This window comes from Parafrankia sp. EAN1pec (genome assembly GCF_000018005.1).
GTDB lineage: Bacteria > Actinomycetota > Actinomycetes > Frankiales > Frankiaceae > Parafrankia > Parafrankia soli.
Map to the genome: position 1 here is coordinate 6,430,773 of NC_009921.1, position 22,118 is coordinate 6,452,890.

The 22,118-nt window shown below is 70.3% G+C and carries 17 protein-coding genes; 3 read left to right on the plus strand and 14 right to left on the minus strand.

Going from position 1 to position 22,118, the window contains the following annotated elements:
- Positions 1-6 precede the first annotated feature (6 nt).
- Together FRANEAN1_RS26305 and FRANEAN1_RS26310 are read right to left on the minus strand one after the other, a co-directional pair.
- On the minus strand, positions 7-357 hold the full coding sequence (locus FRANEAN1_RS26305) for a hypothetical protein (protein WP_041254823.1): 351 nt from the start codon (positions 355-357) through the stop codon (positions 7-9).
- Between the two features lie 461 nt (positions 358-818).
- Positions 819-2,039, minus strand: coding sequence for a restriction endonuclease (locus FRANEAN1_RS26310; RefSeq protein ID WP_198145370.1), 1,221 nt, complete (start codon positions 2,037-2,039; stop codon positions 819-821).
- Positions 2,040-2,621: 582 nt separating this feature from the next.
- Here FRANEAN1_RS26310 and FRANEAN1_RS39585 point away from each other — a divergent pair.
- Complete coding sequence (locus FRANEAN1_RS39585) at positions 2,622-3,779, plus strand: toll/interleukin-1 receptor domain-containing protein (RefSeq protein WP_020462804.1); 1,158 nt, start codon at positions 2,622-2,624, stop codon at positions 3,777-3,779.
- A gap of 202 nt (positions 3,780-3,981) precedes the next feature.
- On the opposite strand, the gene FRANEAN1_RS26320 is transcribed toward FRANEAN1_RS39585, so the two are convergent.
- From FRANEAN1_RS26320 to FRANEAN1_RS26350, 7 genes are all read right to left on the minus strand, one after another.
- Positions 3,982-5,037, minus strand: a complete 1,056-nt coding sequence (locus FRANEAN1_RS26320; protein WP_020462805.1) for an ABC transporter ATP-binding protein — start codon at positions 5,035-5,037, stop codon at positions 3,982-3,984.
- Positions 5,038-5,050: 13 nt separating this feature from the next.
- Positions 5,051-6,529, minus strand: coding sequence for an iron ABC transporter permease (locus FRANEAN1_RS26325; protein WP_083788561.1), 1,479 nt, complete (start codon positions 6,527-6,529; stop codon positions 5,051-5,053).
- A gap of 71 nt (positions 6,530-6,600) precedes the next feature.
- The gene (locus FRANEAN1_RS26330; protein ID WP_041254824.1) at positions 6,601-7,614 is read right to left on the minus strand and encodes an iron ABC transporter substrate-binding protein; all 1,014 of its coding nucleotides are present in this window, start codon (positions 7,612-7,614) and stop codon (positions 6,601-6,603) included.
- A 174-nt stretch (positions 7,615-7,788) separates the two neighbouring features.
- Positions 7,789-10,536, minus strand: a complete 2,748-nt coding sequence (locus FRANEAN1_RS26335) for an AMP-binding protein (protein WP_020462808.1) — start codon at positions 10,534-10,536, stop codon at positions 7,789-7,791.
- A 162-nt stretch (positions 10,537-10,698) separates the two neighbouring features.
- Positions 10,699-11,175 carry a histidine phosphatase family protein gene (locus FRANEAN1_RS39590; RefSeq protein ID WP_020462809.1) on the minus strand — a complete coding sequence of 159 codons (477 nt, stop codon included), beginning with the start codon at positions 11,173-11,175 and terminating at the stop codon, positions 10,699-10,701.
- A gap of 745 nt (positions 11,176-11,920) precedes the next feature.
- Positions 11,921-12,604: an NAD(P)H-binding protein gene (locus FRANEAN1_RS26345; protein WP_020462810.1), complete on the minus strand. Its 684-nt coding sequence runs from the start codon at positions 12,602-12,604 to the stop codon at positions 11,921-11,923.
- Positions 12,605-12,737: 133 nt separating this feature from the next.
- A complete protein-coding gene (locus FRANEAN1_RS26350; RefSeq protein WP_020462811.1) occupies positions 12,738-13,796 on the minus strand; it encodes an NAD-dependent epimerase/dehydratase family protein in 1,059 nt (352 codons plus the stop codon).
- A 115-nt stretch (positions 13,797-13,911) separates the two neighbouring features.
- Here FRANEAN1_RS26350 and FRANEAN1_RS26355 point away from each other — a divergent pair, with 115 nt between their 5' ends.
- Positions 13,912-14,868, plus strand: coding sequence for a helix-turn-helix domain-containing protein (locus FRANEAN1_RS26355; protein WP_020462812.1), 957 nt, complete (start codon positions 13,912-13,914; stop codon positions 14,866-14,868).
- A 472-nt stretch (positions 14,869-15,340) separates the two neighbouring features.
- Here FRANEAN1_RS26355 and FRANEAN1_RS44045 read toward each other — a convergent pair whose 3' ends face one another.
- Positions 15,341-15,472 carry a hypothetical protein gene (locus tag FRANEAN1_RS44045; RefSeq protein ID WP_347176764.1) on the minus strand — a complete coding sequence of 44 codons (132 nt, stop codon included), beginning with the start codon at positions 15,470-15,472 and terminating at the stop codon, positions 15,341-15,343.
- A 198-nt stretch (positions 15,473-15,670) separates the two neighbouring features.
- Between FRANEAN1_RS44045 and FRANEAN1_RS26360 the strand changes: the two genes are divergently transcribed.
- The gene (locus FRANEAN1_RS26360) at positions 15,671-15,910 is read left to right on the plus strand and encodes a hypothetical protein (protein ID WP_041254825.1); all 240 of its coding nucleotides are present in this window, start codon (positions 15,671-15,673) and stop codon (positions 15,908-15,910) included.
- Positions 15,911-16,085: 175 nt separating this feature from the next.
- Here FRANEAN1_RS26360 and FRANEAN1_RS42525 read toward each other — a convergent pair whose 3' ends face one another.
- From FRANEAN1_RS42525 to FRANEAN1_RS26375, 4 genes are all read right to left on the minus strand, one after another.
- Entirely contained in the window at positions 16,086-16,382 is a 297-nt protein-coding gene (locus FRANEAN1_RS42525) for a hypothetical protein (RefSeq protein WP_020462813.1), read from the minus strand.
- Positions 16,379-17,317: a hypothetical protein gene (locus FRANEAN1_RS26365; RefSeq protein WP_020462814.1), complete on the minus strand. Its 939-nt coding sequence runs from the start codon at positions 17,315-17,317 to the stop codon at positions 16,379-16,381. The genes FRANEAN1_RS42525 and FRANEAN1_RS26365 overlap by 4 nt, the downstream gene beginning before the upstream one ends.
- Positions 17,318-17,321: 4 nt before the next feature.
- Complete coding sequence (locus FRANEAN1_RS26370) at positions 17,322-17,750, minus strand: hypothetical protein (protein ID WP_020462815.1); 429 nt, start codon at positions 17,748-17,750, stop codon at positions 17,322-17,324.
- Positions 17,751-17,816: 66 nt separating this feature from the next.
- Complete coding sequence (locus FRANEAN1_RS26375) at positions 17,817-21,950, minus strand: CHAT domain-containing protein (RefSeq protein WP_049795765.1); 4,134 nt, start codon at positions 21,948-21,950, stop codon at positions 17,817-17,819.
- Between the last annotated feature and the right edge of the window lie 168 nt (positions 21,951-22,118).

Consider the following 22,118-nt stretch of genomic DNA (forward strand, 5'->3'; position numbering starts at 1 on the left):
CGGCGACTACTCACCGAAAGTCAGTGTGATTGCAGCGGTGCCGGCGACTTGGGCCGAGGTGCCGACCAGAGTGATGCCGCCGCTCGCGGTCACCTGGATAGCGAACTGCGCCTGCTTCAGGGGCATCGGACCTTCGGTAGCCGCGATCTCGTCGAACAGTTGCCGGAGCCCGCCGACCGTGCGGCGTAGATTCTCTCGCAGCACGGTAATTGGGATTTGACGGACCGTCGGCTCGTCGTCCCTTCGAGCGAAGATCCCCTTTTCACCTCCGTCCGCCCGATCAACCGTGCCGTGCTGGTCGTTGAGGGAGACGAGGAAGGGAAGCGCATCCGGACCTTCACCAGCCTGTTCGAACATCAACTAGCCCCCCGGTCTGTGATGGGTTCGACTGAATCGGTGACTGATCATACGCTTGGAGCAAGCGCAGTCGGCTACGTACCCGGCGCATCAGACGCTGACGAGCCCTGAGAGTGCTTTCGGTACAGCCATCCGTACAGCCAAGCCAGCAAACAACAGCGGACGTCAGCGGACAACGACGGAACCGGGCAGGCTGCTGACCAGGATGTACGGACGTCGACGAACGTCCACGGACGGAGCGCGCCGATCTTGTAATCGGGCGGTCGACGGCCGAGAGGCTACCGCGCCGCTTCCGTTCCTCGGCGCTGGGGCGCCTGCGGTACGGGTCGGCTTGTCATGGGGTGATGACAGCCAAGTTGACAGCCAAGCCGGCGGACGAGGGTGCACGTAGGCGGACGCCAGCGGACGGAGTGTGCGAGGTCAGCGGACTGAACGGACGTCGGCGGAAGATCCATATCTAACTACGGATTAGGTGCTCCCTTCGCGGAGACATGGACATTCGGGATCTTGCCTAACCATGCGTTGACGGCGTTGACGTCCGCGTAGCCGTGGGCGCGGAGGGCATTGACGATGTCGCGTCCGCTGACCAGGGCGATGGGGTGCCGGTCGGTGCGTACTTCGGTGTAGACCTGCTGGTTGAAGTGGGAGGTGGTGATGAAGACGCCGAAGTGGCGGTGGCGTAGCCGGGAGATCAGCCGGGCGACATCTCGGACGCCGACGGAGTTGGTGTCGGTGTAGCACTTGGCTTCCAAAGCGAAGTCGATGGCGATCGGGTCAGAGAGTGGGCCGAGGATGTAGTCGCCGATGGCGTCGCGGCCCCCGTCCCGACTCGGCGGGGTGACATCACATCTGCCAGTGGCTGGCGCGATGAGTCGCCACAGCTCGACCGCGCAGAACTCGAAGTCGTGTTCGTGTCCCCGGTAGTGCTCGCGGATGGCGGCGAGTATCGCTACCCCGGTAGGGTCGGGGGGTTGCTGTTCTGCTTTGGTCCGGATGATGGTGGTCGAAGGTGCGATCAACGGGCTGTAGGCGCGACCGTCGACCCAGGCTGTCCACGCAGGTGGGCAGTGCTCGCTGTCGGTAGCGTGTCCGGCGAGGATGTCGGTTAGCCAGGTGCGGGTGACGGTCGCGACGTCGAGCACGGTGAAGTGGGCGCGGTAGTTTTGGAAGCGGTGTCCGCGGGTGTTACGCCAGATCGCGACGAGATCGTCGTCGCTGGTGAGGGTGGCCGCGCCGGGGGCAAGTAGGCCACGGAACATGATGCGCCGTCCCGGTGGCGCTGTTTCGAACAGCAGGAACGGCGGGACTGTACGGCGTTCCTCCACGCTGCCGTGGGCGTGTTCAAACACGTCACGCAGGAGGAGGTTGCCAGAACGTTGGGTATCGTGCAGGTCCCGACCTGGTTTGCGGTTGTCGCCGTAGTAGGTGAAGACCCCGGTCGAGGGATCGAGAGTGTCTGGCCAGTCTGCTACTGCCCCGGTGGTGTAAAGCACCGAGAGACGGACGGTGCCTTTGCGGGGGGAGCCCGCGTACCGAAACCCTCCTTGGTTGCCGACAGGCAGCAGCCGCGCCAGAGGGTCATCGGCAAGGGTGCCCGCCGTGCCCCCCTCATACAGCTGATCGACTACAAGGGCGGCGGTGGGGAGGTCGACAAACGGAACGACCTGTGACTTATCGTCCACGGCACGCAGGCTACCCAGGCCGGAGGAAGGTTCGTCCAGGCACCGGGCGTCGGAGGCCCCGCCAGGTGTAGCTACCTCTGTAGCAACAGCCACGGACGCCAGCGGACAGGGACGGACGCCGGTGGACTGCATGGGCAGGGCTGACCCCCGAGGCACCTGATGCTTTTCGTGCCTTCTAAGCACTGGGTCGCAGGTTCGATCCCTGCCGGGCGCACAAATCGGCCCTCTGACCTGCGACGATGCCGAGCAAGATCGGCCAGTGCGGGTCCGAAACCCGCTCGGACGCTTAATGAGCACCAGGTCTCACATCCACGCTCCACCGGGCACCCGCATGCCCCGTGACCTGCCACATCAGCGCACGGACCAGCCAGACACCCGCAGCCCAGCACTCAGAGACCTGATAACTTTTCCCCTCTCCGCCCCCGCGAAGATCCCCAACAGGCGCCCGGGATCAACCCACATAGCCCCGCCGCACACGGGCCCGCGCCTCGGCCACAGTCCCGACGCAGGCCAGACCCTGACCCTGGGCACCGCCGTACCAGCACGGTCTGACACGGCCTGTCCCGGTGGCACACTGTCCGGGTGAACAACGGGGGCAACACGGACAGCAGCACCACCAGCGGCGACGGCGACGGCTGGGACTTCTTCGTCTCCTACACTCAGCCCGACCGGGCATGGGCGGAGTGGATTGCCTGGACCCTGGAGGAAGCCGGCTGGCGGGTGCTGATCCAGGCGTGGGACTTCACCCCAGGGTCGAACTGGGTCACCGGCATGGACGAAGGCGTCGCCGCCGCGGCGCGGACGATCGCCGTGCTCTCCCACGCCTACACCCACTCGGTCTACGGCGCCGCCGAATGGCGCGCCGCCTGGGCGGCCGATCCGACCGGGGGACAACGCAAGCTCCTGCCCGTACGGATCGGTGACTGCCCCCGACCGGGCCTGCTCGGCCAGATCGGCTCCGTAGACCTCTTCGGCCTGCCGCAGGACCGGGCACGCACAACGCTGCTGGACGCGGCACAGCGTGTGGTCTCCGGCGGACGAGCAAAACCAGACACGGCTCCGCTGTTCCCCCCGGCCGGACGGGCAGTGCCCACGCGGCCGTCGTTCCCCGGTAGCCGGCCAGATGTCTGGAATCTCCCGCCGCGGCTGGCCCACTTCGTCGGGCGCACCACCCTCATCGACCAGATCGAACACGAGCTAGCCCGCGCGGGATCGGTCGCGGTCTGTGCCCTGCACGGCCTCGGCGGGATCGGAAAGACCGCCCTCGCCCTCGAATACGCCCACCGGCATACGACCGGCTTCAACCTGGCCTGGTGGATACCCGCCGAAGATCCACGGCTCATCCCCGGACACGTCTCCGCCCTCGGCGTCGAACTCGGCCTACCCGACGGCGCGGACTGGCATGACGTACTTGGTGTGCTGCGGCGCAAGCAACTGCGCTGGCTCCTCATCCTCGACAACATCGAAGACCGGACTGTGATCGGCCCGTTCCGGCCAACAGATCACCTCGGCCGGCTGCTCGTCACCACACAGCGCGCCGGACTCGACGGCTACGGCACTCAAATCGCCGTACCCGAACTCCCCCGGCATGACGCGGTGGACCTGCTCACCCGTCGGATACCGAGCATCGAAGTGGGGACGGCCGGACAGATCACCGATCTCCTCGGGAACCTGCCCCTCGCGGTGGAACAAGCCGCCAGCGCCCCGTTACATCCGCGCTGGCACCGTCCAGCCCGCTGACCTGGATGTTCAGGTTCGATCCCTGTTGGGACCGACACGCAGATACGGACCCTGGCAGGACATCTGTTCCGCATTCAAGGAATCTGTGGCCGCGGTCAGTCGCGGTTCTCCCGACCGGGCCGCATCGAGTGGAAGCCGTCGGCCACGCCGCGCAGCACAAGAGACCATCTGGAGGTGTGGACGGACCACCTGCGTGCGGCCGTCACGGGGACGCGAACGCGGTGACCGGGCCGTCGACGGCCAGCCACACGCGGGCACCGGGTCCGGGAAGCTGGTTTCCCGGGACCCGTGCGGTCACGGTGCGACCGGAGCGGTCGAGCTGGAGCTGGACGGTGGCGTCGTGACCGAAGTAGTTCACCTCGGTCACCTGACCGCTGACCCCTGCCTTGTCCCCGGGGCCCCCCTCCGCGGCCGCGACCAGCCTGATCTGCTCCGGCCGGATGAGCATGCGCGCCGCGCCCTGGGCGGATCCGGGACGGACGGTGAGCTCGCCGAGGTCGCTGGATGCGGTGAGCCCGGAGACGACGGCGGGCACGAACACCGCCGCGCCGACGAAGGCCGCGACAGCCGGGTTGTCCGGCGCGGTGTAGATCTCCTGCGGCGAGCCGACCTGTGTGATGCGGCCGGCGGACATGACCGCGACCTGGTCAGCGAGCGACAGTGCCTCGTTCTGGTCGTGTGTGACCAGCAGGGCGGTGGTCCCGTTGACGCACAGGGCCTCGACGACGGCCCGGGCGGTGCTCAGGCGCAGGCCGGCGTCCAGGGAGGAGAACGGCTCGTCGAGCAGCACGATGGAAGGGCGCGGAGCCAGTGCCCGGGCGAGCGCGACGCGCTGCTGCTGCCCGCCGGAGAGCTGGTGGGGGAACCGGCGGGCGAGGCTCGCGTCCAGGCCGACAAGGTCGAGCAGCTCCGCAGCGCGCCGGGCGCTGCGGCGTTCGGCCCGCGGCAGGCCGAACCCGATGTTGGCGGCGACGTCCACATGGGGGAACAGTGCGCCTTCCTGCGGGACGTACCCGACCCGCCGCCGCTGGGCGGGGACGCTCCGGCCGGGGCCGAACACCCGCTCACCGCCGAACTCGATCGTGCCGCCGTCCGGGTCGCCGAAGCCCGCGACCAGCCGCAGCAGGGTGGTCTTGCCGCAGCCGGACTGCCCGAGAACGGCCGTCACCGTGCCGTCGGGCACGTCGAGGTCTACGCCGGCGAGCGCGGTGGTGTCACCGAACCTCTTGGTCACCTGGCTGACGGTCAACGCGGTCATGCGCCTCTCCGGGTCAAGGGCCACTCCGGGCGGACCGGGTGAGCAGGTAGGTCGCCGGTGCTGACAGCAGCACCATCAGCCCGGCGTACGGGGCCGCGGCTCCGTAGTCGATGTCGCGGGTGTGGTTCCAGAACTCGGTCGCCAGGGTCTGGGTGCCGGTCGGGGCCAGCAGCAGTGTCGCGGTGAGCTCGGTGACCACGGCGAGGAAGACGAGGATCGCGCCGGCGCCGGCGCCCGGGGCGATCAGGGGCAGGGTGACCCGCCACCAGACCTGCGCCGGCCGGATTCCGAGGGCGCGCGCCACGTCGTCGAGGACGGGCGGTGCCTGGGCGATCGCGGCCCGCGCCGCGACGGTGGCACGCGGCAGGAACATGATCGAATAGGCGGCGACCAGGAGCGTGGTGGTCTGGTAGACGGCTGGCAGGACCTGCAGGGAGACCGTGACCAGGGCAAGAGCGACGACGATGCCCGGGAGCGCGTTGGCGGTGTAGGTGCTCCGTTCGAGCAGCGTCGCGATCCGGCTCGGATGACGCACGCTGAGCCAGGCGACGGGGAGCGCCAGCACCACCGTGGTCAGGGCGCCGGCGACACCGAGGCCGGCCGCGCTGGCCGTGGCGGTGGCGAGGTCGGCCGCGGGGAAGGCGGTGGACGCCCCCACCACCAGCCAGCGGATGATGCTCGCCAGCGGTATGCCCAGTGCCAGGACGACGACCGCGGCGACCCCGGCCAGGGCGGGCACGGTGAGCCGGCCGAGCCGGGCCGGAACCGCCGGGCGGCTGCTTCCCGGGCCGAGCCGGGCGTAGCGGTGGCGGCCGCGCAGGCCCAGTTCCGCGACCACCAGGACCCCGCAGTACAGCACCAGGACACTGGCGAGCATGTTCGCCGCCGGGCCGTTGAACGATGAGCGGTACTGGTCGTAGATGGCGGTGGTGAAGGTGGGGAACCGCAGCATCTGCAGGGCGCCGAACTCGGCGAGCAGGTGCAGGCCCACCAGCAGCGCCCCGCCGAGGAGGGCGGGGCGCAACTGCGGGAGGACGACCCGGGCGAACGTCCGCCACGGGCCGAGCCCGAGCGAGCGGGCGGACTCCTCCAGTGCCGGGTCCAGACCCCGCAGGGCCGCGCCGACGGGGAGGTAGACCAGCGGGTAGTAGGCGAGCGTGACGATCAGCAGGGCGCCCGGGTATCCCTCCACGCCCGAGGCCAGGGAGACCCACCCGAAACTGACGACGAACGCCGGGACCGCCAGCGGCGTGGCGAGCAGCACGTGCCAGACCCGCCGGCCTGGCAGGTCCGTGCGCTCGACAAGCCAGGCGGCGGCCGTTCCGACGATGGCGCTGGTGGCCATTCCGCCGACCGCGAGCTCGGTGGTGTTGACGAGCAGCTCGCCCACCCTGGGCCGGACGAGCAGCCGCCATGCCTCCGACCAGCCCACGCTGATCGTGTACCCCACGACGAAGAAGAGCGGGACGGCCGCGAGCAGCGCGACGAGCATGCAGGCGAGCAGCAGCGGGCGTGGGTACACCCCGGCGCGCGGGCGCCGCACCCCAGCTGTGAGATGGCTGGTCAGAGCAGACCCGCCTGCTGCATCAGCTCGATGACCTTCGGGCCGTTCAGGGTCGAGATGTCGATGTGCGGTGCGTCGAGGTCCGCCAGGGGCGTCAGCGCGGGGTTTGTGGGGGCCTTGTCCGACACGGCGTACTCCAGGGCGCCGCTGTCGACGAGCGCCCGCTGCCCGGCTTCGCTGGTGAGGAACCTGACCAGTTGCTGCGCCTCGGCCTGCTGGTCGCTGGCCGCGATCACGCCGACGCCGGAGACGCTGAGGAACGCGCCCGCGTCCTGGTTCCCGAAGAAGTGCAGGTCGACGTTCCTGCTGATCTCTCCCGACTCCGCCTGGTCCTGGTACCAGTAGTAGTGGTAGATCACGGCGGCGGGCACCTCGCCGGCGTTCACGGCACGCAGCGCGGCGATGTTGTTGTCGTAGATCTTGGCGTTGCGCTTCAGTCCGGCGAGCCAGTCGGCGGCAGCGTCCTCGCCCTCCACCGCGAGCACAGCGCTGACGATGGCCTGGAAGTCGGCGCCACCGGCCGCGACGCCCACTCGACCCTGCCACTCCGGCCGGGCCAGATCCATGATCGACGTTGGTAGCGCGTCCTTGTCGACCTGGTCGCGGTTGTAGATGAACACCGTCGACCGCGCCGCGAAGCCGACCCAGGTGCCGGAGCTCGGGACGTACTGGTCGGGCATCTGGTCGAGGGTGGCCTGGTCGAGCGGGCTGAACCCGCCAGCCCGGTCGACCAGCGTCATGGCCGGCGAGTTCTCGGTGGCGAACAGATCCGCGGGCGAGCTGTCGCCCTCCTGGACGATCTGGTTCGCAAGCTCCGCGTCACCGCCGTTACGCATCTCGACCTTGATGCCGGTCTCCTTGGTGAACGCGTCGACCAGCACCTGCATCAGGTCCCGATGCTGCGCGTTGTAGAGCGTGAGCGTCTTCCCGTCATCCCCGCCGCACGCCGCCGACAGGCCCCCCACGAGGATGGCCGTCGCCAGCACGGCCAGCGCTCTTCTCGCCCTGCCCATCAGACTCCCTTTCCCTGAGCACAGACCGGACGGGTCTGGCGTGCGCGCGTGACGGTGTGGCACCCGCGGGAGCTGCGTCCAGCGGCGCCAACTCGTCGCGGCGCAGCCGTCGCCACCCCCTTCTACCTGCGCATACACATGGATGAAACGCGCAAAGCAGCAGCGTGATGAAAGTTAGCCCATCCTTACCTCGGAGCCAGAGATTGTGACTATGGGCACATCAGGCGCGAACGGGGCGCGGCGGGGCGCTGGGCCCGAAACGGCAGCCGGAGTACCGCCATCCGCGGCACGGGGCGGGCGGCGCGCGGCACGGAACGCCAGGGCGCCCACCGGGAGCCGGCGGAGCAGCGTCGTGGCCCGGGACCATGCCCTCCAGGCCGCGACGCCGACCGCGAGGGAGGCCAGCAGTGCCAGCACCGGATGGTCGTCCTGCAGGGCGGGAAACACCTGCCAGTGCGTCAGGTAGATGGCGAGCGAGCTGCTGGCCAGCACGCCGGCCAGACGCCGCGGCAGCCGCGGGCAGCGCAGGTCTGTGGTCCAGATCAGGAGGACCAGACCGCCGAGAATGATGTCCTCGCGGCGCGCGTTGGCGAAGTAGCCGGGGACGGTGAGCAGTGCCAGCGCCGTCACGCCGAGGCGGTGCCACACCGTGCCCGCCGCGGCGGCGGCCCAGCCGAGCGCGAACAGCCAGAGCACGGCCAGCGACGTCTGCGTGTCGCGTGGCCCCGCCGGCAGCTCCACCACGTCGAACCGGAACAGCAACGCGCCCGCGAGAACGCCGAGGGCGGACCCGAACGGGAAACGCCGCTGCAGCCGGTCGACCGCCGGAACCGCCAGCAGGACGGTGAGGACCAGCAGGATCTGGACCACCGCCTCGATGAACCAGAACTCCCACGGCGGGCCGGCCTGCGCCGGCCCTAACACGCTGTTGAGGAGCACGATGTTGGCGAGTCCGTGCTCGTCCATCAGGAGCACGAGCGTGGCGATGAACAGCACGCTGGGCACCACCAGGTGCGCGATGCTGCGCAGCAGTCCGTGCACGCGTTGTGACCGCGGCGCCGGCGTCAGGTGGAAACGGACGAAGTTGTAGCCGGCGACGGCGATCAGCAGGTGCGCGCCGCCGGGGATGCCACCGACGGCGTCGAAGGTGTTGGCGTGCGTCCCGACGACCAACACGATCGCGATGGCGCGGAGCAGCACACTGGTCTCAATCGAGCCACCTGCCCGGCGCCTCGGCCACGCGGCCGGCTCCAGGTCCCGCAGGGGCGTGGTGTGCCAGTCGGCGGGCAGCCGTCCGAGGTGCTCCTGCAGGCGCAGCGACAGGTCCACGTAGGACAGCGAGTCCCCGCCCAGGCTCACGAAGGTGCTGTCGTCGGTGACGTCGTCCCGGCCGAGCGAGTCCGCGAACAGCCGGCGCAGCGCGGCTGTGCCGTCCAGTGGCGCACCCCGCCCGGACGGCATGGTCGTGCGCGGGGCGGCCCCGAGCGCCTCGTGGGCCACCTCCCGAGCCGCGACCAGGTCGACCTTCCCGGTGGTCAGGCGTGGCAGCGCGTCCCGACGGTGCACGTGGACCGCGCTCTCCGGCAGCCGGCAGGCCCGGGCGACCAGCCGGCGGACGGGAGCCGTCTCACCGGTGCCCTCCACGACCACATGGAGTGCGTCGTCGTCGGTCACGCAGCAGGCGCTGAGTCCTTCGCCCGCGAGCACGTCCTCCACACGCTGGAGATCGATCCGGAGCCCGAAGAGCTTGGCGAACCTGGCCTGCCTGCCGACGACCTCGTAGAGCCCGCCGTCGGTGCACCGTGCCAAATCTCCGGTGTGGAGCTCGTCGAGCATCCTGCCGAGGGCGAGGTCCGCGACGGTGTGCGCGTAGCCCATCATGACGTTGGGGCCGGAGTACACAAGCTCGCCGACGTCCCCGGGACTCCCAGCGCCTGCGGGGCTGCCGGCGCCGGCGGTCACCGGGGCGAGCCGGAACGACCCGCCCGGGATCGGCACACCGATGGCGTGCGGGTATGTCGCGGCCAGGTGTGGCGGCAGGTAGGCCATGCGGGCCGTGGCCTCGGTCTGCCCGTACATCACGACGAGGTCCCAGCCGTCGCGCTGCCCGAGCCGGGCGTAGTGGGCGACCCGGTCGGGTGCCAGCCGACCCCCGGCCTGGGTGATGTAACGCAGGTGCGGCAGCGACATCGCGTCGAAGTCGATCCTGTCGAGCAGGTCGAAGGTGTACGGCACGGCGGCCAGGGAGGTGCCGCGGGCCTTCCGGAACAGCGCCCAGAAGCAGGCGTCCATGACTGACAGCGACGTCAGAACCAGCCCGGCTCCGCGTAACAGGTGGCTGTGGATGACCGACAGCCCGTAGCAGTAGTACATGGGCAGGGTCGTCGCGGCGCGGTCGCTGGGCCGCACGTCGAGATACTCGGCGATCGACTCCGCATTGGCCTGCAGGTTCGTGTACGACAGCCGGACCAGTTTTGGTGAGCCCGTCGAGCCGGAGGTGCTCAGCAGCAGCGCCAGCTCAGGGTGCAGAACGTGCCGCGTGCCTGTGCGTCGCTGCTCCACATGGGTCGCCGGGCCCGCGGGCCGGATGACGACATCCGGGTCGTAGGCGTCGATCAGGGCGTCGACCGACGTCGAGGCACCGGTCGGCGCCGAGGTGTCGCCGGGCACGAGCAGGACCGCGTGCCCGGCCGACAGTGCCGCCAGATACATGACCAGGACGTCGACCGTGTTGGCCGCCACGAGCAGCACCAGGCGTCGCTCGCCACCGATTCGCTCGGCGGCGGCGGTGACCCTGGCCCCCAGCTTCCGGTACGACAGCTCGCCCTCGGCGGTGATGATCGCCGTCTGCTCTCCGTACCGCTCGAGCGAGGACGCCAGAAACGCGGGGGAGCCCGGGCGGGGCGGTCCGACAGAGGCCATCCATCCAAGCTACAAATTAGGCAAGGTTTTCCTAAGACCTCCGCTGTGTGACATAAGGCCTGGTCAGGGCATTGGTGGCGGTGCCGAACGGACGCGGTTACTGGCCGGCGCAGCCCGACTCCTATGGTCGACTCGACGTACCGGGCTCACCACATCGAGCGGTCAGCCGCGGTTCTCCCGACCGGGTCGGATCGAGTGGAAGCCGTCGGTCGCGCCGTGCACCACGAGGGACCATCGGGTGGTCCCGGCCGAGGACCAGCGGTGTGACCACCAGGTCAGCGACGCGCAGGCGACAGAGAAACCGTAGGACAGGCGGGCCGATGCGGGCACACCCATCAGCAGCCGATGGGCCGCTTCCACCGTCTCGCCGTTCGCGATGACCAGCACCCGCTGACCGTCGTGACGGTCAGCCAACTCCCGCAGGCAGCCACCCGCCCGCACGAGGAACTGGCCCCAGCTCTCCGACCCGGGCGCGAAAGGCTCCTCCGGCCGGCCTTGAGGGGTGCCCGCCGAACTCGGCGATGATGTCCGCCCAGGGCCTGCCGTCCGCCTCGCCGTGATCGGGCCCCGACAGGCGTGGCTCCATCGACACCGGCAGACCGAGCTCGTCGACGACGATCCGCCAGGACGGTCATCCACGGCGAGATGATCACCTTTGGCGACTCAAAGAGCAGCCCGACCTCGTGGTATCCCGTTGCCGAAGGTGCCAGAACCACGCAGTGTGTGACCTGACGACCTCAGCGCGGAGATTTCCGGCTACCGTATCCGTAGCAGTCAGGCAATGAGGATCATGTAACCATCCGGTGGGGGGCACTGATGGACTTGCAGATAGCCCCCCTCGCGCTTCTCGTCCTGGTCGTTGTCGGCCTCGGGGTGGTCGGTACGATCAGGAAGCGTCGCCGGCCGGCGCGGCTGACGCGAAGAGCAGAACCTTCGTGGATGCCGGATGAGGTCGCCGGCGTTCCTGGTAGGGCGGACGCCAGTCCCATTCCGAATCCCGATGCCTTCTACACCCGTCTCGTACCGCCCCCGCCGGTCTCGCGAGATGCGCCTGACCCCGCCCCGGTCGAACCACTGCTCCGGACTTCGCGACAGCCGTCTCGTGCCGGCGACGGACGCACGGACAGCGCAGAATAAAGCTGCTATAGTCCGTCTACGTCCGTGTCCAGGAAACGGGCAGCACCTCAAAGGTATCCTCGGCCCGCTCTCGCATGGTTGGAGGCGTCCCTCACGGCGCCTGAGAACAGACAGTCACAGCAGGCAGATGGCTGGCCGCTGGCGGGCAATTTTCTCTACTGGCCACCAGCGGGATCCCTCACGGCCGCCACCGGGTAGATTCTCGTGACGGTCGACACGATTCGACCGCACTGCCCACCTCGACCTTTCAATAGCCGACGGTGAATCGCCGCTGGATATGGCGTGGATCCTCGACCTCATCGACGATGGCTACTGCGAGGTCCTCGGCGGATATGTCGCTCGTGCCCGCCGCTGTGACTAGAATTTGGTTGGTGCCGGTCCGGAAGCGGCCGGTGCGCTCACCGGAGGTGATCAGTCCGGCCGAGGGGCTGAGATACGTCCAATTTCTGTTCGACAGGCGGTACAGGTTCAGGGCCTCCCGGTGGGCCAGTACGACCTTCACGTAGTCAGCGGGGACTCCGAGGGCCGCGGGCAGGCCTTCCGCGAAGCCCTCCAGGTCGACGATCTGCCGGCCTGGCTCCACCTCCAGACTGCCGGCGCCGCCGACGACGATGAGCCTCGTAGCCGGATGCTGTTCCATTGCTGTGAGCACGGCGCGGGCGGCGGCGGGCAGAACCCCGGCGTTAGCAATGCCTTCCGGAATGCTGTTTCCGGTATTGATTGCATTGACGATGACGTCATGCCCCGCGATGACCCGTGCCACGTCCGTCGGGTCGAGGAGGTCGACCTGGGCCCACCGGGCCAGAGTCGGCTGTGGAGGGAGGCGGGAGACATCGCGAGTCCACCCCGTCACCCGATGGCCTCGGGCGAGCGCCTCGGAGACGACGCACCGGCCGATCGTTCCTGTTGCCCCGAATACTCCGACCTTCATTTTCTCTCCTCCATGTTCTCTGCGCGCTGCATACCTACTGGCGGTGTGTGGTTCCTGGACAAGGTCCAGAAGGGTCACGGGGTAGACGGGGGTGCCTCTCCGGAGTGCAGCCAGAGCCGCACCGCAGACGGGATTACGTTCCCCGGACGGCGGTACTGTCGCCGACGTGACCGTCTGATTGCCGGCGAGATGCGGTCGGTGCCGACCCGGAATTCTGCCGACCGTTCTGGTCTGGTCTGGTACAGGTGGTCAGGGTCTGGTCAGGTACAGGTCCGTAGGCGCTGACGGTTTCAGCCAGGACGGTCTCGAGGGGGGTCGGGGCGAGGCGGAACGTCTGCTCGGTGAGGGTGGAGTCGAGCAGGTCGGGCTGTTCCAGGGAGTACATCATCTCGATGACTTCCCGCATGATCGGGTTCACGGCTCCGGTCGCGGCGAGCTGATCGGTGGACATCGCCGTCAGGATGGGTGCGGGCGCCCCGGCGGCGGTCGCGAGCCGCGTGGTCAGCTCCCGCACGGACAAGGCCGCGGTGGAGGGCACGTGCCACGCCCGTCCCCACGCAAGGTCGTCGCCGGAGAGGGCCACGGCGGCCAGGGTTCGGGCGGCGTCCCCGACGTAGGACCAGGTTTTCGGGGCGTCCAGGTCGCCGGGGAAGGCTGCCGGCTCGCCGCGCAGGACGAGGGGCGCCACCGTGAAGTTGTACAGCGAACCGGCCCCGGCGCCCAGAAACGCCGAGGCCCGGACCTCGGTCACGCGGGCTCGACCCGCGCGGTGCGCCTCGAGGGCGTCGCTCCACATCCGGGCCCGTACCTGACCTTTGGCGGATACCGGTGCCATCGGTAGATCTTCGGTGAAGCGGCCGTTGACGATGCCGTAGCCGTAGGTGTTGCCCATCATCACGTAGCCGGCGCCGGTGCGTTCAGCCGCGTCCAGCAGCGCCGTCGCGAGCGGTGGGAACTCGTCCGGCCACCGGTCGTACGGCGGCATCGCGGTGTTGATCAGCGTCGTCGCGCCCTCGGCGAGTCGGGTCAGCGCGTCGGCGTCGGTCGCGTCGGCGGCGATCCGCTCGATCAGTGGGTGCTCGGGTCCGCCCCCGCGCCGGCTGACCAGTCGGACGCGATCACCCTGCCGGGCCAACAGTTCGGCGGTGGGGGCTCCGGTGCCACCGGCACCGGTGATCACATGCAGGGGCATGGTGTTCGTCTTCCGCTCGGCGGGCCCGCGCGGTTCGCGGGTACCTGTCTCACCCTGCCGCCCGCCGGAAACATACGGTAGTGGCCTGAATGCCACATATCCCAAGGATCAGGCCATGCATCGGATCGTCGTCGTCGCCGTCCCGCCGGTCACCACCCTTGATCTGTCCATCCCGGCGGCAGTGTTCCCGGCCGCGGTGGTCCACAGCCAGCCGGCCTACGAGGTCGTGATCTGCACGGCCGAGCCCGGGATCGTACCTGGGTACACCGGGCCCAGCGTTGTGGTGGACCGGGGCCTCGACGTGATCGACAGCGCCGACACCGTGATCGTCACGGGAACCGGAGCTCGCGCCCACGCCGACCAACGGGTCCTGGACGCGCTACAGCGGGCCGCTGACGACGGCCGGCGCATCGCCTCGATCTGCACGGGCGCCTTCGTGCTGGCCCAGGCCGGGCTGCTCAACGGTCGCCCGGCCACCACGTACTGGCAGTACTCCCAGGAGATGCGCCGCCGCTTCCCGGCCGTCGACCTGCGGCCCGACGTCCTGTACGTCGACGACGGGACCGTGCTGACCTCCGCCGGCCTGGCCGCCGGTCTCGACCTGTGCATCCACATGATCCGGCGCGACCACGGGGCGGTGGTCGCCAACGCCGTCGCCCGAGCCGCGGTCATCGCGCCGATCCGTCCCGGCGGCCAGGCCCAGTTCATCGAGACACCGCTGCCACCGGAGAACGGGACCTCGCTGGCCCAGACCCGCGCCTGGGCGGCGGAGCACCTCGCCGAGCCGCTGACACTTGGCCGCCTCGCCGCCCACGCCCACACCAGTACCCGCACGCTCACCCGCCGCTTCCGGGAGGAGACCGGTCTGAGCCCACTGCAATGGTTGCTGCACCAGCGAATCGACCGGGCTCGGGAACTCCTCGAGGCGACGGATCTGCCGATCACCGCCGTCGCCCGGCAAAGCGGCCTGGGAACCCCCGAGTCGCTGCGCCTCCACCTCCTGCGCCGCAACGGGCTCACCCCCCGCGCCTACCGCGACACGTTCACCCGCGTCGGACCAACCCCGACCTGACCCGCCGCGTAACGGCCAGTCACAACAACGGCTCGGTAACCGACAGTCGGACACTCCCTCGTGTTCATTCCCGCCGTGCGGCTGCTCGCCACCGGGAGCATCGACCACTGGGACAGCGCCGTGCGGCTGGGATACCAGCGTCCGCGGCGCGGACGTCCAGCCCCTCGCCACCCTCATCGGCCACACCGACGCCGTCACCAGCCCGGTGTTCAGTCCCCACGGGAAACTGCATCTGCAGTGGCTCCGGCCAAGTCGCTCATTGCGCTGATCTTTGGGCGCGCCGGTTGGCCAGCGAACCCGGGAAATCGTCAGCGTAGTAACCTGCCGACGGGATGCGCCCCATCAGGAGCCCATGACACCCGCCGTACCCCGGCGCCGGGGGCGTGGCTGGGGTTGACCCAGCTACTGCCGGCACATGCCGAACGGCGCGAGCCCGGCTTTGGCCCGCACGCACCAGAAGAATGCCGCCGAACTACCTGATCTTCGTGGCGTTCGCGTTGCCGGCGTAGCCCTCACGTCTGATCTTCGCGTGCACCGGGGCAACGGACACCGTCGGGCCGTTGACCTGCAGGTTCAGGTTCGCATTAGTGCTGGTTGGGTGCACTCGACCTTGTTGATGAACATCGACATGCGTCGCGAGCTGCAAGTTTTGGAGACTTCCGCACTTTTGCCAGCCGTAGAAGATCATGCAGGGGCGGCAGGACGAGCCCCCCGACAGCACAGCGCTCACGGCGTCGCAGCCCCGATCGGCCGCCGCACCCCCGGGCACCGACCAAATGCCGTACCAGCACGGTCTGCCCCGGTGGCACACTGTCCGGGTGAGCAACGGGGGCAACATCCCCGCGAGGGCGGCAATGTCGTCCGCGGGCGGCACGCGGACGGCGGCCCGGCGCAGATAGAGACGCTCAAGCTGCAGATCGAGATCAGACTAGTCGCCCGCCGCCGGGAGACTGTCGACCGGGCCGAGGACGTCGTCCATGCCATCCGCGAGGTCGCGAAGGCGTGGCCAGGACACGAGCCCGGGCAGATTCCGACATCCTGATCGCCACCTGCCGGCGGGCAGAGGGGGACTTCCTCGACTCCGCCCGAGTCGAGCTGGGAATCCCGCCCGTCGACTGACGATCTGGACCGGCCAGCTGATCCAGTTCGCCTGGACGGCCTCTGTCGGCCGGTGCCTGGCAGAGGGCGGTAACCAGCCGGAACGGCGCGACCGCGATTCATCGCCCTGGACGGCCCCGTGTGTACGCGGCTGGTCGAACGCATTGCCCAACGCCTTGTTCACGACTTGGAGAGGAATCGATGACCTGACGACCGACGACATCACCGCGGGCGAGTGCTTCAAGGTTCTCGTTGATGTCCTCGAAGGTGACCGTGGTGATCGTGTGCCCGATCTTTCCCGCGGCGACGAGAGCCAGAGCTTCGGTGAGGTCGTTGTAGTTTCCCCAGAAAGTGCCGAAATACGACAGCCCGGTGCCCACGATCATCCCCGACCAGGCCAGGTTCTCTTTACTCACCCGGCCCCGGTAGGCGGGGTGAACACGGGATCAGGGTCGCTCGATCCCCGCCAGAGGTACCACGTCAGGCGCCGCCCCGAGGCCCGCTCCTCGGCGGGGTTCCCCGGAAGCGGCCAGCGCAGCTGGCTATAGAGCAGGTAGCGGTGCTGGTCGAAGGCGGCTTCGAGCAGGTCGCCGAAGGTCTGTGCGCGGGCTGGTACCACTGCGACGACGCTGGCGGCGGCGACGGCCAGTCCGATGGGCAGCGCGGGCCACGCCAAGGGGGTGAACGCGCAGAACAGCACCCCCCAGATCGCGGTGGTGACAGCGGCGTCCAGGCTGCCCCGGGCGGCAAGCAGGTCGGCGCGGGTCGTCTCCGGAAGCGCGGGCCATAGACGAGGCCACAGGATGACCACGTCGAGGCCGTACTTGTCGAGGGGGCGACGCTCTGCGGCACGCAGGATGTTGCCTATCGGCGTCGGCAGGAAGTAGCCGGCCGCGGCCGGCCGCCGACGCCGGCGTCGTTCCAGGCGGGTGTACGCGGCGAGCTGTTCGCCGGTCGGTGTGTTCGGTGCGGATACCTGGGCGTACGCCTCCTGCCAGGCGGACTGTTCGGCGGCGGCACGTGCGGCCAGCCAGGCGGCGAGGCGGCTGCGGGCCGGGGCCGTCCAGGCCGGCCAGTAGCCCTCCAGCAGTCGCAGCGTCGGCGTGGCGAGGCGGGCGACCACGAGGCCGGAGCTGAGCACGGCCAGGCTGGCCGCCAGGATGACGGCCGCCTGCACACCGGTGCTCTGGGCGTCGAGCCAGTCAGTCTGCTGCCGCAGTGTGTGCAGCCCGCCGCGGTGCCGGCACCAGGCGGCGAGTCCGCCGAGCCAGAAGATCAGGGCGGGTGCGCCGGCGGCGGCCCAGCGGTCGGCCAGTTTGCTGCCGATCGCGACCCAGAACGCGTCCAGCACGGTGTCAGCCTCGCACCAGCGCGGTCTGATGGGTGGGGCACGTCGGGACAGGGCTACCGATCTCAGGTTGGTACCAGATGTAGTCGGCGTGCAGACAGCAGTACCGTGTCGCGTCGACGGGAGCGGGGTCGCCGGCGGGGTGCGTGCCCAGGCCGCGGCTACTCACCCGGAATCGGTCCTGCTGCAGGGCGGGCGGGCGGTAGGAGGGGGCGTCGGCGAGCACCGTGCGCAGGAAGCGGCGGGTGACCGGATGTCCGTTCAGCAGGATGATGATCTCGTGGGCGACCGTCGCCGGCGGGGAGACCGAGGTGAGCTGCGCGGCGAGGGCCCGGTCAACCAGCGGCGCGTCGTCAGGGCCCACGAGGGCCGGCAGGTACGGGCGGATTACCCGGGCCGCGGTGAGGATCCCGTTGGTGTCGAGCTCGGCGGGCATGAACGTCGCGTCCTTCGTGCGTCGGGCCTGCGGGGGCGGGGGCGAGGGCGAGGTGGCGGGGCGGGCTCAGGCCCCGGAATGGATGTGGGACGCCCACACCTCCGGTTGGTCGGCCCACACGCCGCGCAGGCCGAGCGTCACCTCGTGCAGGGCAGCGGCAACGTCCAGTGAGTCGGGTGGTGCCAGGGCTAGGGCGTCGTAGAGCTCCTCGGCGAGTTCGGCCGCGGCACTGTCGCTGACGGGCCACAGGGTGGCGATAACCTGCCGGAAGCCGGCCAGCTGGAACGCCGATGCCAAGTGGATTCCCTCGTCGGCCGGGCCGCCGGGTCGGCCGGTCTCGCAGGCGGACAGGAATGCGAGCACGGCGGTGTCGAGGCGCAGCCGGGCGACATCCACCACCGTGAACGGGTCGCGTTCGTGGTCGGTGAGCAGCAGTCGGCTGTTCGAGGGGTTGCGCAGGTCCGCGTAGCCGTGACAGGAGAAGTGCGCCCAGTGGGCGTGCGGGAGGGCCGCGGCCACCGCGGCGTGCGTCGCTTCATGCGCGATCAGCGTGCGGACCTGCCCCGGGAAGAGTGTTTCGAGTCGGTGGATCTCCTTTTCGGCGCCCGGCAGGTCGCCGGCGCCCGGAGTGCGTGGCATGCCGACGGCCACGATGCGTCTCGACGCGGCCGGCGGTCCCGACGCGACCGGCGCGACCGGCGTGACCGGCGTTCCGGTTGCCCGCGCGTCCGTGGTGACCGCCGGAGCGCCCGTGGCCGGAGGGTGCGCAGGCACCGGCCGGCGGGCGTGGATGAGCGCGCGCAGCGTGGGGGTGAAGGAACTGATCGCGTGGTCCAGCACGGTGTGGGGAGCGCCGCGGTGCCGGGTCTCGTGGTGCCCGGCCGCGTGCAGGGGCAGAAAGGCCAGCATGCCGGACGCGCACCACCACAGCCGCGGCCGCCCGGCGGAGGCCGCGTGACCCGCGGACCGCTCGGGGCCGGTTGCCTCCGGCTGCCACTTCGTACGCAGGCGCTTCCACGCGGGGGAGGCCGCCGGTGTCAGGGCGAGGAATCCGAGGGCGTCGAGGCGCTGGAGGACCGGGCCGGCGAGGGCGTCCCACAGCCAACCAAGGGTCTCGGCCAGCCGCTTGTGGCCTTCCTGGTCCTGCGGATCGTCGAGCGCGGTCAGGAAGGCGATGATCCGGTCCCTGACCGCGTCCGGGGTGAGGTCGGGCAGCTCCACCGGGTCCAGCAGCCCGCGTTCGGTGACGATCAACGCGTACGAGCCGAACGACGAGACCACAGGGAGGATGACCGGCCCGGCCGAGGCCGCAGTGCGCAGATCGGCCAGTGTGGGAGGCCGCAGGAAGCTGTCGAAGCCGGGCAGCACACGGATTTCCTCGATGGTGCGGGTGAGCGCCAGGCCGGCCTGGCGGCGTTCCTCCGCGTCGACCCGGTCGAGACGAAGCGTCGGATCGGCACCGGCAGCCGACCCAGCCATGCCACCAGCCCCAGCCCCAGCCCCGGAATCGACGCCAGCCCCGGCACCGGGAAGGCCCATGGCTCCGCCCAGTGCGCCAGCGATGTTGGCGAAGCCCGCGTCCAGTGGGCCGGGCCGGTCGAGGCGCGCGCACAACTGCGCGAACCGCTCCGCCAGCGCCGGGTCGATCTCCCTGAGCGCGCCCAGGTCGGTGCGGCTGTCCAAGGCCTGTGCGAGCAGCACTCCCCGGCCCTGTTCCAGGAGTTCCACCGCCCGAGCGGGATGACCGACGCGGACGCAGCAGGCCGCCGCATCGGAGCCCAGATCGGCCTGCTCGTCGAGCAGGCCCTCCTGGTCCCCGCGGGCCAGCCCGCGGGGCGCGACCTGTCCCAGCAGGTCGATCGCGGCGGTGAAGCCGTCCGCGGCCTCGGCCCACCGCCCTGCGGCGGCGGCGGTCATCGCCCACCCACGCGCGGCGTGCGCGCGGACCCGCGGCGACGCGGCCTCGACCGCCGCCGCCCGGCGCCCGGCGCCGACCGCCGCATCCAGGTCGTCCGGCTGCTTCATGCGCGCGTACCGCAGACCCAGCGCGAGTCCCAGACTGGCCAGGTAACGGGCGGTGTCCGGGTGGTCGGTCGGGGTGGCCGCCAGCGCCGCCCGGCAATGGTCGATGGCGTCGTCGAGGTCGGCCGGGGCGCCGCAACGCTCGAAACGGGTCTGCAGCAGGTTGCTGAGATTCGACAGGTACCGGGCATGCAGCGGGTGGTCGGTGACCACCGCGTCCACCGCTGCGCGGCCGGCCGCGGCAGCCTCGTCCAGGTCGGCGTTGCCATCCTCGTCCCAGACCGAGCGCCGCCACAGCGAGATGCTGAGGTTCGACAGGACTCCGGCCGCCTCGGGGCCTGTCCGTGGGGTCGCGGCGGCCGCTGACCTCAGAGCCTCGATCGACCTCTCCAGTTGGGCGCGGTCGCCTGACTGCTGGGCGTGGTGCTGCAGCACGAGGCCGAGACCGGAGAGGATCCGGCCGCGGTCCGCGCCTTGCGCGGGGCTGGCTGCGGCCGCCGTCTCCATCGCGGCCACGGCCTGTTCCAGGTCGGTGGCCAGTCCGGTGCGCTCGAAGCGGGTCTGCAGCGCGCAGCCGAGGTTGAACAGATAGCTGGCCCGGGCGGGGTGCGTCGAGGGGGTCGCCGCCACCGCGGTCTCCAGGGCGCCGATCGCCTCGGCGACATCGGTTTGCCGCCCGGTCCACTCGAAGCGGGCCCGCAGGGCCAGGCCGAGTGTCGACTGCAGCCGGGCGTGATCCGGGCGGTCCGGCGGCGTGACGGCGAGTGCCGTGCGCACGAGTGCGATCGCCTGGTCGAGGCCGGCCAGGTCTCCGTCGCGCCCCTGGGAGGCGATCCGGACCTGCTCGGCGATGCTCAGGTTCAGCAGCAGCCCGGCGTGGCCGGAGCTGCCTTCCGACGATGAGGCGACCGCCCGGCGCAGCAGGCCGACCGCGGCGTCGAGATCCTCCCTGCCACCTGTCAGCTCGAACCGACGACGCAGGAGGTTGGCGAGATTCGCCAGGTGGGGGGTGGCTTTGAGATGTCCGTCGGGGGTCGCCGCCACGGCCTCGCGCAGGAGGTCGACCGACTCGTCGAGGTCAGCCGGGTCGCCTCGGTGTTCGAACCGGCGCTGCAGCGCGATGCCGAGGTTGGACAGGTGCCCGGCCCGGTCGGGATGGCCCGGCGGAGCCGCGGCGACGGCGTCACGGCTGACGGCGACCGCGTCGTCCAGGTCGGTGTCGCTGCCCGTCCACTCGAAGTGGGTCTGCAGCGCGCCGTTGAGGTCCGCCAGTATTCGGGGCCTGGCGGGGTGGTCTGGCGGGATGGCGGCCTTCGCTCGTCGGCCCTGCTCCAGTGCCTCGTTGAGGTCGGTCTGGCGTCCGGTGTGACGGGCCCGCGTCCACAGCGCGCCACACAGATTGGCCAGATATCCGGCCGCGTCGGGATGATCCGCGGAGACGGCGGCGACGGCGTCGCGGAAGCAGGTGATCGCCTCGTCCAGGTTCGCCGCGCGGCCCCGCGCCTCGAACAGGGTCGCCAGGGTGTTGCCGAGGTTGGACAGGTGCCGGGCGTGGTCGGTGGTGCGGGACGCCGGCTCCGCCAGCGACGTCCAGCCGGCGCCGAGCGCTGCGTCAAGGTCGTCCTCGCGGCCTGTCCAGGTGAAGCGGAGCCGCAGCGCGTTGCCGAGGTTGGACCACAGAATCGCGGTGTCGGGCAATACGGCCGGACGGCGACTCCGCGCGGAAGCGTGATCCGGATCGGTCGCTGCGGCGACCGCCTCTCGCTGCAGGTCGATGCTGGCGTCGAGATCGGCGAGATCGCCGATCCGTTCGAAACGGGTCTGCAGGGCCGCGCCGAGGCTCGCCAGTGCCACGGGCCGGGCCGGATCGTCGTGCGCGGTGGCAGCCACGGCTCCGGTATGCAGGTCGACGGCCTCCTGCAGGTCCCGGCCCTGCCCGTGCCAACCGAAGCGGGTCTGCAGGGCGTTGCCGAGGCTGTGGCTGACCGCGGCCTGGCCGGGATGACCGGTGGGGATGGTCCCGTTGGCGCGGCGGAACAGGGCGATCGCCGTGTTCAGCGCGGCTTCGTCGCCCGTGAGACGTGCCGCGTCCAACAGCGCGTTCGCACGCACGGCCAGTTCGAGGGCGCGGTCCTGCCGCCTGGCCAGCAGCTCACGCTCCCACGGCATCAGTACCATCGGCGACTCCCCCGTCCCCACGAACGCCGTGCCGGGCGAGTCATCGTACAGTCGATGATCAGTGAACAGCCCCGCCCTGGAAGGTCCGGTGGGGCGGTGTTTCGTTCGGCCAGCGATGGGCGGTGCTACCCGGCCAAGACCACCCGGCCGGTCGCATGCTCGGCCAGC